Origin of the sequence: Xenorhabdus entomophaga (assembly GCF_037996725.1) — a bacterium.
Lineage (GTDB): Bacteria > Pseudomonadota > Gammaproteobacteria > Enterobacterales > Enterobacteriaceae > Xenorhabdus > Xenorhabdus khoisanae.
Window position 1 is genome coordinate 1 of the sequence record NZ_JBBMXH010000061.1, and the last position, 13,475, is coordinate 13,475.

At 42.5% G+C, this 13,475-nt stretch carries 11 protein-coding genes; 6 read left to right on the top strand and 5 right to left on the bottom strand.

Translation table 11 applies throughout. The features are described 5' to 3' along the window. The first annotated feature begins 145 nt into the window (after positions 1-145). Complete coding sequence (locus AAC854_RS13400; protein WP_340617541.1) at positions 146-1,393, top strand: MFS transporter; 1,248 nt, start codon at positions 146-148, stop codon at positions 1,391-1,393. 93 nt (positions 1,394-1,486) lie between these two features. On the opposite strand, the gene AAC854_RS13405 is transcribed toward AAC854_RS13400, so the two are convergent. Further along, the gene (locus AAC854_RS13405) at positions 1,487-3,529 is read right to left on the bottom strand and encodes a choline transporter (protein ID WP_340617542.1); all 2,043 of its coding nucleotides are present in this window, start codon (positions 3,527-3,529) and stop codon (positions 1,487-1,489) included. 209 nt (positions 3,530-3,738) lie between these two features. Here AAC854_RS13405 and betI point away from each other — a divergent pair, with 209 nt between their 5' ends. The 3 genes from betI to betA are packed head-to-tail and all read left to right on the top strand — an operon-like array spanning position 3,739 to position 7,582. Further along, a complete protein-coding gene (gene betI / locus AAC854_RS13410) occupies positions 3,739-4,338 on the top strand; it encodes a transcriptional regulator BetI (protein ID WP_340617543.1) in 600 nt (199 codons plus the stop codon). A 43-nt stretch (positions 4,339-4,381) separates the two neighbouring features. Then, positions 4,382-5,875 carry a betaine-aldehyde dehydrogenase gene (betB, locus tag AAC854_RS13415; RefSeq protein ID WP_340617544.1) on the top strand — a complete coding sequence of 498 codons (1,494 nt, stop codon included), beginning with the start codon at positions 4,382-4,384 and terminating at the stop codon, positions 5,873-5,875. A gap of 27 nt (positions 5,876-5,902) precedes the next feature. Then, positions 5,903-7,582, top strand: a complete 1,680-nt coding sequence (gene betA, locus AAC854_RS13420) for a choline dehydrogenase (protein ID WP_340617545.1) — start codon at positions 5,903-5,905, stop codon at positions 7,580-7,582. A 124-nt stretch (positions 7,583-7,706) separates the two neighbouring features. Here the strand turns inward: betA and AAC854_RS13425 are convergent, their stop codons facing one another. Continuing rightward, positions 7,707-8,144, bottom strand: coding sequence for a GNAT family N-acetyltransferase (locus AAC854_RS13425; RefSeq protein ID WP_340617546.1), 438 nt, complete (start codon positions 8,142-8,144; stop codon positions 7,707-7,709). A 180-nt stretch (positions 8,145-8,324) separates the two neighbouring features. Continuing rightward, positions 8,325-8,804 carry a YtxH domain-containing protein gene (locus AAC854_RS13430; RefSeq protein WP_340617547.1) on the bottom strand — a complete coding sequence of 160 codons (480 nt, stop codon included), beginning with the start codon at positions 8,802-8,804 and terminating at the stop codon, positions 8,325-8,327. Between the two features lie 329 nt (positions 8,805-9,133). On the opposite strand from AAC854_RS13430, the gene AAC854_RS13435 reads away from it, so the two are divergent. Then, complete coding sequence (locus AAC854_RS13435; protein WP_340617548.1) at positions 9,134-11,440, top strand: TonB-dependent hemoglobin/transferrin/lactoferrin family receptor; 2,307 nt, start codon at positions 9,134-9,136, stop codon at positions 11,438-11,440. Positions 11,441-11,577: 137 nt separating this feature from the next. Continuing rightward, positions 11,578-12,093 carry a sigma-70 family RNA polymerase sigma factor gene (locus AAC854_RS13440; protein WP_340617549.1) on the top strand — a complete coding sequence of 172 codons (516 nt, stop codon included), beginning with the start codon at positions 11,578-11,580 and terminating at the stop codon, positions 12,091-12,093. A gap of 112 nt (positions 12,094-12,205) precedes the next feature. On the opposite strand, the gene nqrM is transcribed toward AAC854_RS13440, so the two are convergent. Next, positions 12,206-12,430, bottom strand: a complete 225-nt coding sequence (gene nqrM, locus AAC854_RS13445) for a (Na+)-NQR maturation NqrM (RefSeq protein ID WP_047962273.1) — start codon at positions 12,428-12,430, stop codon at positions 12,206-12,208. Between the two features lie 15 nt (positions 12,431-12,445). Then, positions 12,446-13,474, bottom strand: coding sequence for an FAD:protein FMN transferase (locus AAC854_RS13450; protein WP_340617550.1), 1,029 nt, complete (start codon positions 13,472-13,474; stop codon positions 12,446-12,448). Position 13,475 lies beyond the last annotated feature (1 nt).

The following is a 13,475-nucleotide window of genomic DNA, read 5'->3' on the forward strand; positions in this document are numbered from 1 at the left end:
CAGCGATATGGAATTGAGGCTGAATATGACACCAAGAAAGATTTTAAATGGGCTGACGCCAATGGAAGCCTATACCGGTCGCATGTTGCACTTATTGCGTTAATCCAGCATTAGATATGCTTTATTAAAAATAATAAGGGTAGTAATGAAAAATAATATGTCATTTTTTCTATATCAAATATCTGATATTTTATTTACATCCTCCACAAGGGCATTTGGAATGCTATTTTCATGGTGGATGATTGAAGTGCTGAATCTCGACTTTCAGCTTGGATGGTTTATCTTTTCGTCATGGTTATTACAAGTCTTATTTCTGGTTTTCATGAGTGATTTTGGCGACAGATTCAATAAAAAAAATATAATATTATGTTGTATTATCCCAACGACATTGCTTTTTATTCTTTCCAATTTTATAGATAAAAACCTATACCTTCCTTTAGGTATTATCTATATTTTCGCTTCTATCTCAGCCATACTCATTCAACCGATTGGTACAAGTATCCTCCCAGAAATCAGTGATAAAAATAAATTAGAATCTGCATTTAAGTATCGAGGGATTGTTAATTCCGTTAATATTATTCTTGGCCCTGCCATATCCGGGATCGTAATCCACTATTTAAAAATTGATGGTGCTTTAATTTTTATTTCATCAATGGCTATTTCATCCATTATTGGATTTTACTTTATCAAGAGTAAACAAACCGAAAAACCATTAAAAAATCATAAAAGTAATATAGGAAGCATTAGAATCATTACTAAAAATCCGACAGAGACAAGTTTAGTCATTGTTTCCTCCTTTTTTAATTTCACCATAGTGCCATTAGTTACCTATATAACCCCACTTATTATTATAAACGAATTTAAACTGAGCGCCTTACAAGTAGGAATTGCCGAAGCCACATTTGGATTAGGCATGATGATTGGAAGTATCATTATTATTAAATATATGAATAAGTTATTCTGTAAGGCTCATGGTGCCTTTATTGCAGCGTTCACAATCTCTGTATGTATAGCCGGAATCTCTACAGCAACATCATTAATTGGACTATGTGTTTATATGTTAATTAGTGGAATAGGGGTGGTCATTTACAACATCAATACCACTTCAATTCGATGCCTTGCAACACCAGAAACTCACCGTAATACAATGGAATCCAAATTTCTTGCTATCTGCATTGTATCAATACCGTTGGGAATGATATCCGCTACCTATATTGTAGAAAGCTATGATATAAGAATTTTATTACTCATCTTTTCTGCTTTAATGGGATTAGTGTCGTTTTTGGTTCTGTTTTCACCAAAATATATAGAAATATCAAAAATGTCGGAGTCTGAGTTGGATAGCTATTATGGTAAAATTTATCCTAAAGCTTACCATTCAGAAAATGGATAAAAAAATTAATCATTAATTGTAAACGATTAACTATCTCAGATAGAAAAAAACGCCTGCAACTCATACAGTGCGGGCGTTTTTCATCATTTAATCTTATCCTCCGCTCGGAAATATCAATGTCTGTCCCGGCGCTTCACGATTAAGATGAATAAAGTTCAAATGCTTTTCATAGTGGTCAAGAATATCGCTGATAATTTGCTCTTTTGTGTAATCCATCAAATCATTACCCTGCGTCCCTTCCATCAAAAACGTTTCCAAACGGTAATAGTAAGACTTGCCAGATCTGGCTCGATAGGTAAATCCGGGGACGGAATAACGCTGAGGCCAAATCTGATAGATAAAATTTTGCTCATCACCCAAATCAACAACCAACTCCAGTGGAGTTAATCGTCTGTCCTCTTTCGAAGGCAAGGCATGGAACTGAACTTTCGCGCCACGCACGACTAACTCTTTTGCAACTTCCAACATGGCGGGACGACATACCTTATCCAGCATCCGCTGAGTATTTTTCGTCCCGGGAAAATGCATCATACGGCTTAAACGCTGCTTCCAGTTCAATGAACCATTATCATGCACAAGAGTGGGGGAGGTATTTTGCAGCGAGCTGGCTTTACGGAAGTCCTCCACGCGCAAAGACTTATACAATCCAGCCATCACAAAGAAGATAACAAAACTAAAAGGCAACCCCATTATGACCGTAGTATTTTGCAAAGCAGAGATACCGTCAGTCATTAATATACCCAATGTTAAAACGCCAATCGCCACAGACCAGAACACACGCAACCAATTAGGGGCATCATTATTGATATCACTCAGATTAGATGTGAAATTCCCCAAAACCAACGATCCAGAATCTGCGGATGTCACATAAAACAGTAATCCCGTAATCGTGGCTACAGATGCACTGAATGTGAAGGCAGGATAAAGTGCCAACAAACCATAAAAACCTTGTTCTGGGTGTTGCAGCACGGTTTCGGCCAATTGGCGATTACCATGAAGGATTTCATACAACACACTGTTACCAAAAATCGATAACCATAACAGTGTAAAAACAAATGGAATGACTAATGTTCCCATAACAAACTGACGTATGGTTCTGCCACGGGAAATACGAGCCAAAAACAAGCCAACAAACGGTGACCACGCCACCCACCATGCCCAGAAAAATAGCGTCCAGCTATTCATCCATTCAGTCGGACGTTCGAATGCAAAACTGTTCAGCGTCATGCCCATGAAACGACTGATATAATCCCCGACATTCTGCACCAGTCCGTTAAGCAAGAATTCGGTATCTCCCACAAACAAGATAAACAAGACCAAGCCAAACGCCAATAGCACATTCAATTCAGATAAAAATCGAATCCCCTTGTTAACACCAGAAGTCACAGAAACAATTGCCATCACCACAGACAACAGTATCAAGCTTCCCTGAACTCCCAAGCCCTGAGGAAACCCGAAAAGCACTTTTAGGCCATAATTCAGCTGTACCACCCCAATCCCCAGCGTGGTTGCAATCCCAAAAATCGTCCCTATCACTGCCGCAATATCCACAGCATGGCCGATTGGGCCTTTTATTCGGTTACCAAAAATAGGATAAAGCGCCGAGCGGATGGTCAAAGGCAGGTTATAACGATAACTGAAATAGCCCAATGCAATTCCCATCAAGGCATACATAGACCAGCCCGTCAGGCCATAGTGGAACAATGTCCATACCATCGCCTGACGAGCTGCTTCAAACGTTTCCCCCTGACCCGTTGGGGGCCGCATATACTGTGCCACAGGTTCAGCCACCGAGAAAAACATCAAATCAATGCCTATTCCAGCAGCAAACAGCATTGCAGCCCAACTGAGTAAACTGAACTCTGGCTTGGATTGCTCCGGCCCTAATTTGATGGAACCAAAACGGGAGGCAGCAATAAAAATGACAAACACAATGTAAAGCGTAGCAGCGAGTAAGTAATACCAACCGAAAGTCTTAGAGACCCAACCCAGAGTATTTTTTATCCAGGCACTCGTTGCATCTGTAAAAAAAATCGTGAATAGCGAAAAAATAATAATCAGTCCGGCAGAGGTGAAAAAAACGACAGAGTTCAGCGTATCCTTCTGAGTGTTTTTTGGACTGTCTTGTGTGTTCATAGGCAGTTCCTGAAATTATTGGGTGTAGTTAAAGGAAAAAGAATAATGAATATAACGCATTGAATCAAAAACAAAATTTAAGCCATATTAAATAATTTAGATTGCAAATTGTGAAAACATTGTAATAAAACATATTTAATTTTGATTGAACATTCAATTAAAAAAAAGTTTAATAAGCGCCGAATGTTTGATTTTCTGAGCATAGAATCATGCCAAAAATTGGAATGCAGTCGATAAGAAAACAGCAACTCATTGATGCAACATTAATCGTCATCAATGAAGTTGGTATGCAGGAAGCAAGTATTGCGCAAATAGCCCGGAAAGCTGGTGTTTCCAACGGTATTATCAGCCACTACTTCAAGGACAAAGACGGGTTACTCGAAGCCACCATGCGTTACATATTGCATCAACTGAGAATGGCTGTAGCACGTCGATTACGCCTGCTGGACAACGCAACGCCCACTCAAAGGTTAAAAGCCATTGTCGAAGGGAATTTTGATCCCAGCCAAATCAACGGCGCTGCAATGAAAACCTGGTTGGCATTTTGGGCAAGCAGTATGCACCAACCCAAGCTTTATCGGTTACAACAAATCAATGAACGCCGTTTGTATTCCAATATCTGCGTCGAATTCAAACGCACTTTGCCAAATACAGAAGCACGGCTCGCGGCACAAGGGCTTGCTGCATTGATTGACGGCATTTGGCTGCGAAGTGCATTAAGCAGCAAGCCTTTTAACCTGGATGAGGCGTTAAAAATCACCATCAATTACATCGAGCAAACTACATCAGGCAAAAATAGATGTATCTGATAGGACCTGAGTTCTGGTTTACAACCGCTCTTAAGGAGAGTTTATGACCCATTTCGGCTCACAGAAACTTTATATCCACGGTGCTTATGTTGATAGTACCAGTTCCAGTAAAACCACTCTCGGCAACGCAACTTTTGATGCAATCAACCCAGCCAATGGTGAAGTTATTGCTCAATTTCAATCCGCAACTGAGCAGGATGTTGATCTGGCTGTCGAAAGCGCCCATAAAGGCCAGAAAATCTGGGCATCGATGACGCCGGCAGAACGTTCTCGGATTTTACACAAGGCCGTAAATATATTGCGTGAACGCAATGATGAACTGGCTGAACTGGAAACACTGGACACAGGAAAACCGTTTTCTGAAACCCAACAGGTTGATATTGTCACGGGCGCCGATGTTCTGGAATATTATGCGGGCTTGATCCCTGCACTCGAAGGCCAGCAAATTCCGCTGCGTGAATCTTCTTTCGTGTATACGCGCCGTGAGCCACTGGGCGTCGTCGCAGGTATCGGCGCATGGAACTATCCCATTCAAATTGCGCTCTGGAAATCAGCACCGGCGCTGGCTGCCGGCAATGCCATGATTTTCAAACCCAGCGAAGTTACTTCCCTCACCGCCCTGAAATTAGCTGAAATCTATACCGAAGCAGGTTTGCCTGATGGTGTATTCAACGTCCTGACTGGTGCGGGTCATGAAGTGGGGCATTATTTGGCAATTCATCCGAAAATCGCCAAAATATCTTTTACGGGTGGCATTGCCACCGGCAAAAAAGTCATGGCGGATGCTTCAGGGACAACGTTAAAAGAAGTCACGATGGAACTGGGTGGTAAATCTCCGCTGATCATCTTTGATGATGCCGATCTGGATCGTGCTGCCGATATTGCCATGATGGCAAACTTTTTCAGTTCAGGTCAGGTTTGTACCAATGGAACACGCGTTTTTGTTTCCAAAACCCTGCTTCCACAATTTGAAGCTAAAATTCTGGAGCGGGTTGGACGTATTCGCATTGGTTCACCTCTCGATCCCAACACCAACTTTGGCCCTCTGGTCAGTTTCCCACACATGGAGTCTGTTTTGCGCTATATCGAAAGTGGCAAAAACTCCAGTGCGCGCTTGCTCTGTGGTGGCAACCGCCTGCTGGAAGGCGATTTGGCGAAAGGCGCATTTGTTGCACCAACGGTATTCAGTGATTGTACTGGTGACATGCTGATTACACAGGAAGAAATCTTTGGCCCCGTGATGTGCATCCTGACTTATGAAACGGAAGATGAAGTCATTGCGCGAGCCAATAACACAAAATACGGGCTGGGGGCGGGATTGGTAACGAAAGATCTTTCCCGTGCGCACCGCGTGATCCACCAACTGGAAGCCGGGATCTGCTGGATCAATACATGGGGAGAATCTCCTGCGGCTATGCCTGTTGGCGGTTATAAACACTCTGGTGTTGGCCGCGAAAATGGGTTGGTCACACTGCAACATTACACACAAATCAAATCAATACAGGTGGAACTGGGCAATTTTGAATCCCTATTTTAATCCACGACTGAAACAGAGGAGATAACAATGGTATTTGATTACATTATTATCGGTGCTGGTTCAGCGGGTAACGTGCTTGCAACTCGCTTGACAGAAGATCCCGATGTGACTGTCCTGCTGCTGGAAGCCGGCGGGCCAGATTACCGATTCGACTTCCGTACCCAAATGCCGGCAGCGCTGGCATATCCTTTGCAGGGAACCCGTTATAACTGGGCATATGAAACCGATCCTGAACCCCATATGAATAACCGGCGCATGGAGTGTGGGCGTGGAAAAGGTCTTGGTGGATCTTCACTCATCAATGGCATGTGCTACATTCGTGGCAATGCGATGGATTTTGATAACTGGGCAACACAGCCAGATCTGGAAGACTGGACTTACCTTGATTGCCTCCCTTACTTTCGCAAGTCGGAATCGCGGGATATTGGCGGAAATGACTATCACGGCAGTGATGGCCCCGTCAGTGTCACAACACCCAAGGCGGGAAATAACGAACTCTTTCGCGCAATGGTTGAAGCCGGTATCCAAACCGGATACCCACGTACTGATGATTTGAACGGTTATCAGCAAGAAGGCTTCGGCCCGATGGATCGTACCGTTACCCCTAATGGACGCCGTGCCAGCACAGCCCGTGGTTATCTGGATCAAGCGCGATCACGTTCCAATCTCACTATCATTACCCATGCGTTGACTGACACCCTCGAATTTGCAGGAAAAACGGCGGTTGGCGTCACTTTTTATCGGGGCAATAGCGCGGCGTTAACACAGGCAAGGGCACGTAAAGAGGTGTTACTCTGTGCCGGTGCGATTGCTTCCCCACAAATTTTGCAACGATCAGGCATTGGTCCTGAAGACGTATTAAACGAGTTCGGCATTCCTGCGATGCAAATATTGCCGGGCGTCGGGCAAAATCTGCAAGATCATCTTGAGATGTACTTGCAATATGAATGCCTCAAGCCTGTTTCTCTTTATCCCGCTTTGAAATGGTATAACCAGCCTCAAATTGGTGCTGAATGGCTATTCAAAGGAACCGGCATTGGTGCCAGCAATCAATTTGAAGCTGGTGGATTTATTCGTACCAATGAGAAATTTGCCTGGCCAAATATTCAGTTTCACTTCCTACCCGTTGCTATTAATTACAACGGCAGCAATGCCGTCAATCAACATGGCTTTCAGGCTCACGTGGGTTCCATGCGTTCCCCAAGCCGTGGCCGAGTGAAAATTAAGTCACGAGATCCGCGTCAACATCCCAGCATTTTGTTCAACTATATGTCAGCGGAGCAAGATTGGCAGGAATTCCGCGATGCTATCCGCATTACACGGGAAATTATGGCACAGCCCGCATTGGCTCCGTATTGTGGACGTGAAATCAGCCCCGGCGCTGCAATCCAGACAGATGAACAGCTAAATGCCTTTATTCGTGAACATGCCGAAACAGCATTTCACCCATCATGCAGTTGCAAAATGGGAACAGATGAAATGGCTGTCGTGGATGGTCAGGGACGTGTGCATGGCGTTGAAAATTTGCGTGTTATTGATGCTTCCATTATGCCGGAAATCATAACGGGTAATTTGAATGCCACGACAATTATGATGGCAGAAAAAATTGCCGATAACATTCGTGGTATTTCTCCTCTGCCACGCAGTCAGGTGAAATATTATGTTGCCAATGGCGCACCAGTTCGCCAGTCAGTAAAAAATAATTAATAAATTTATTTTCGCGATATGGAATAAAACTCTAATACGGGAAATTGAGAGAATTATGCAACAGGTTTATAGGGTATTGTTTGCACCCTCATTTTTCCCGTGTTTCTATTTCCAACAAAAATAATTATATCAAATCCAATGTCATGAAAATATGCTCTGCGCCATCTTCCAAATAAATTTCTCCCTGAGCCTGATAACCAAGACTTTCATAAAATGGCTGAGCATGACATTGTGACGATAACCCAATGGTTGTTACTTTATTTTTTCGCCCATAATCCTCAATAAACTTCATGACATCACGACCAATTCCCTGTCCGCGGTAATCTTTCAATACCGCAACCCGCCCAACTTTAAGCATATCATTGTCTTGCGGGATCGCCCGTAATACACCTATTGGCTTTTCATCATCAAATATCACCACATGTAAGGCAATATCATCATATTCGTCAATATCAATTTCGGCGTCAAATCCCTGCTCATCCGTAAATACCTGTTTGCGAATAGAAAAGGCTTGTTCTATCAACACTGAATCCTGTCTTCCTATGCTGTGTTTTATTTTCATTATTATATCCTGTGTCTGTTTTTCAGAGTCTTATAAACTACTTTTAAACAGATAATTAAGTCAAGCCAGAAAAGAATAAAGACTATTTAGCTGAAATCATGTAAAAAATAAGGGTGATCATTTACAGATCACCCTTCTAGTATTATTTATTTCACTCTAACAGATTATTCAACCGATAAATTATCTTTCTTCTTTTTTACCACTTTTATCTTTAGGGCTATTGATTAAATCATCCGTTTTTTTATCGGGTTCAGATTTTATTTCTTCCGTTTTAGATTTCATTCCATCTGAAAGCTGATTAATCTTGTCGGTGGCCTGATGTTGTATATCCTCAGCTTTCGATTTCATACTATCTATCATATCGCTTGCTGCCTTGGCTGCCTGATTCTGGACATCTGCTGCCTTAGACTTCATTTGCTCAGTGATATCATTGACAGAATGAGTAACCTGATTTTGCACTTCCTTGGATTTATCAGCCATACCATGACTCTCACTCAGGGCTTTTTCCTTTAACCCTTGTGATTCCTCTTTTGCACTATCCAATATGCCTGTGGATTTCTGTTCAGTATCGGTTTTCATTTGTGCTGCCTTATCTTCGGTTTGCTGTGCAACATCTTCTTCCTTTTTAGAAGCATCATCACAGCCAGCAATCAGTGCCACGATACCTGCCAGGATAAGAGAACTCAGTATCTTTTTGTTCATTGACTAACCCCTTGCACTTACGGAAATGACCTCGCCAATGAGTGTTCTGGCTATTCTGTGCCACAACATCCCATAAGCACTTTGATCTCATTGCCAACACTAGTCAGCATCTGAGAAGGCGTAACGAAATAAACAATTATTTCAATCAACTGCAATGAATAAAGACTATACATTCTTCAGCAAAACACATTTAACAAAAATAATTCTCATTTTTATTTACCTGATTTCGTTTCTCAGGTGACTTATAGCAATGAAAATATTTTACTTGATCATATTTCAGGAAATTTATGGCAAATAATAGTCAAAAATTAGAAAAACGCCCAATCACAAGCGTGATCCAACACATTTTAAGAAGCACAGTATCAGGGACACTCGTGTTGAGTTCTGCCTTCTCCGGCTTTGCTTACGCGATAGAAAATCCAACGGAACAGAAACCTGAAAAGAAAAGTGAGGTAGTAAAATTACCCTCACTTTCCGTTGTAGGAAGTTTACACAACAGCACCAGTGCAGGCAGTTCAGCGCTGAAAAAGGAAGATATTGACCGCACTCAGGCTGATAACGTTGCCCAGCTGCTCGATCAGCTTCCCGGTGTTTCAATGTCAGGTTCACCACGCCCCGGCGGGCAAACGCTGAATATCTGGGGTATGGAAGACCCAGAAGATGTCAAAATTACACTGGACGATGCACCAAAAGGATTCGAGAAATATCGTCAGGGTTCCATCTTTATTGAACCTGAGTTAATCAAGCGCATAGATGTTGATAAAGGGCCACACAATTTACTCAACGGCAACGGTGGGTTTGGTGGTTCTGTCAAACTTGTGACAAAAGATGCGAGCGACTTATTACGTCCTGATGAAGATTGGGGTGGCTTTGTTAAACAGAGCTACCACACAAATGACAGGCAGTGGATCAATAGCGGAGCAGTATATGGCAGAGATCCTAACGGCTTTGCTGATGGATTGCTCTATGTGAGCAAGCGCGATGGGCATGATATTAAACTCCCTGATGGCACACGTTTTGAATATTCGCAAAATAACCAAACATCCTATTTATTGAAAACCAATTTTTATCCCAGTGACACGCATACGATTAGCTTGTCTGCTATGCGATCTGAATCAGATGGCTGGCAGCCTTGGGCGGTCAAACGTGGTAAGATGAGCGTGCCATCAGCCAATGATGTAAACCAATACGGTTGGGATGGCGCCTGGAAAAGAAAATTGGTCTTTCGTGATCAAATCGATCAGAACTACACTGCCAAATGGAATATCTCACCGGAAAATAATCCATGGCTAAATCTGACAATGCTCTATGCATATTCCAAGACCAAACAAGACGATAGCCGTCCAGAAAACTCCTCCTCCCATTTCAGTGGATTAATGGGTAACAAAAGCTGGGTTGATTACACTGATAATCTGATAGATATCAACAATAACAGCGTATTTTCAACGGGTATTATCGAACATGAATTATTGGTGGGAACCCGTTGGCATAAAAACGAACGCAATGTACTGATATTTGATAAAGGCAAAATAAAGAATAAAAAATACAACTATGGTTATTATCAGCCAGGCTATATGCCTGCTGGAGATCAATCAACTTACAGCTTCTATATTCAAGATTCCCTGAAAATAGGCAGCGTCACCGTAACACCGGGTGTTCGCTACGATCATGCCAAAAATATGGGTAGAGCAAATTATGCATCCCAATATAACGATAAATCACCAGAAATAAATCATGACTATAGCAGTGTAACCTATACTGGCTGGTCGCCTCATTTAGGCATGATGTGGCAAGCAAATAAAAACCTTTCATTATTTGCAGATATCAGCCGTACATGGCGTGCACCAATAGTTGATGAACAATATGAGGTACAAGGGATCGGTAACCTTAGAGGCTCCAGCCGTAATCTTGATGTTGAAAGAATGACAGGGATACGCCTCGGTGCAATTCTCGACTTCAATGATGTGATGTTTGAAGATGATAGCCTGCAAATCCGTACCACCTTATTCCGTAACCGTGGTAAAGATGAAATCTTCAAAAGGCGTGGCATTTACTGTAAAGCCCAACTTGATAGTGGATCAACCAATTCATGTAGAAAATCATTGGGAAATTACCGCAATCTGCCGGGATATACTATTGAAGGCTTAGAAATAGAAACCTTCTACGACAGCCGCACATTATTCGGAAAATTCTCTTTCTCAACTATACGTGGTCAGCGTGATACTTCTATGCGCGATCCATGGTCAGGGCATAAGAGCTGGATTAACGAAATACCACCAACCTCTGCCCATGCCATGTTAGGGTTCAAAATTCCACAATGGCAGATGACAATGGGATGGAAAGGTGATTTTATCCGGAAGCAAGACCGTTCGCCCGTTGATGATGATCCAATGACTGAATCCTGGTCATTCACAAAGAGTAAAGGCTATGCCCTGCACGGCCTATTCGCAAGCTGGCGTCCTCCTTATATGAAAGGTTTTGAAGCACGGATCACTGTCGATAACCTGTTCAACCGCGATTATTCTCCTTACTTAGGAGACGATGTTTCAGGTATTGGCCGTAATTACAAGTTCAGTATTTCCCAACAATTTTAACTGACCTTTAGCCACTCAATTTCTCACCCTCTTAATTTTTAAGGGGGTGATGTCCGGAATGCGGCGTTGACTTCCTCTCAACAAATACAAATAATAATTATTATCAGATTTACTCTATTCCATCAGGCAATAACATCATGGCGGTGCAAAAAAGCACATTTGGGCACACTGAAATCGCCCAGAAACTCTATTCCGATTACCACCATTGGTTATGCAACTGGATCAGACAAAACAGTGCCTGCCCAAATCATGCCGAAGATCTCACCCATGAGATCTTCATCAAACTGATGCTATCTCCAGATCTGGAAAATATCCGTCAGCCAAGGGCTTTTTTAATAAAAATAGCACGCAGAACCCTTTCCAATTACTATCGTAGAAAAAAGCTGGAAGAAAACTATCTGGCATATATCAATACAATGCCTGAAATTCCATCAAATTCTTCTGAATATCAGCTCGTATTGTTAGAACAGCTAGAAAAGATAGATAAAACACTTGATGAACTTCCGGCAAAAGTGCGGCAGGCTTTTTTGCTCACGCAACTGCAAGGCTGGTGTTACAAAGAAGTCGCGAAAGATTTAGATATCTCAACCAGTTCAGTGAAGAACTACTTACATCAGGCCCATAGAAAATGTCATCCTTTCAACACACTTTGAATGATGGTATGCGACCATCTGATAACCTCACTGAACGGGCAGCAAAAACCCGCTGTTTATCTGGCAGCGGGTTACTTTTTTAATCGTAAAATCTTTTAACGGCATTATCGCATCAAAGAATACGATTTTTCTCCAATTGTGCAAGACGAGCCGCTTCCCTTGCCATGCGTTTTTTGCGGGCATCACAAGGTTCAGGACAATCGCAGACTTTTTCCACACCAATGCTTCCCAGACCACCACAGCTTCCCTGAATGCTTTTACGCTTAAAGATGTAGCCTAACGCCATTCCTGCAAAAGACAGCAGGAAAAAGATAAAAGCGGCAATAAAAACTTCCATAACCTTTCCCCTCTCTTATTTCTTCTGTAAGTATGCCTTAAAAGCCGGGCTATAGCGCTCTTCAAAACCGTCTTTGGTTTTAACAATCATAAAGACCGGGATATTCAGTTTTTCAGCCACTTCCATGCCTTTTTCTGGCCCTAACACATCTAAGCCTGTAGAAAAGCCGTCAGCACTCATACAGGTCTGAGCAATCACTGTGATTGAAACCAAATTATGTGTGATAGGCCTGCCGGTTTTAGGATTAATAGTGTGAGAGTAACGAACGCCATTTTGTTCAAAATAGTTACGGTAATCACCTGATGTCGCTATGGACATATTACCCGGCTCAATAATCTCTTGTGCACTCTGAGCCATACCACTATCCGATGGTTTCTCAATCGCTATCCGCCACGGGTTTCCTTTACCATTGTTACCCGATGTACGAACTTCCCCCCCAATATCCACCATGTAATCTTTGATATTCTGGGATTCCAGATACTCAGCGACAACATCAACGCCATAACCTTTGGCAATGGAGGAAAGGTCAACATAAAGTTCAGGAATAGATTTAATCAGGCTATTCCCTTTAACAGACAAGTTATTGATGCCTGTCCAGACACGACGGTTCGCTAATTCTTCATCCGTCGGGGCTTTAGTAATTCGTCCTTCCGGCCCGAATCCCCACAAATTCACCAATGGGCCAACAGTGACATCCAATGCGCCGTCTGTCAGTTGATTGATTCGGATCGCTTCTTTGACAACTTTCGCTGTAGCGGCAGAAACCGGAAAAGGTTTATTCACTTCACGGCTTTGATTAAAACGACTCAATTCAGAATTTGGCCGGTAAGTGGACATCTGGTCGTTCACTTCTTCCAATAACCTGTCAATCTCTTTTTGCAGGTTTTCAGGCGCAGATGAAGACGAATCAGCAACATATTTAACGGAGTAATACGTCCCCATTGTTTGCCCATTCAGGTTTTGTTGTTCAGGGCCACCACATGCCGCCAGTAACACAACGGAAAACAACAATACACCCCAGTGGATAATTTTTTTACTCAGCATA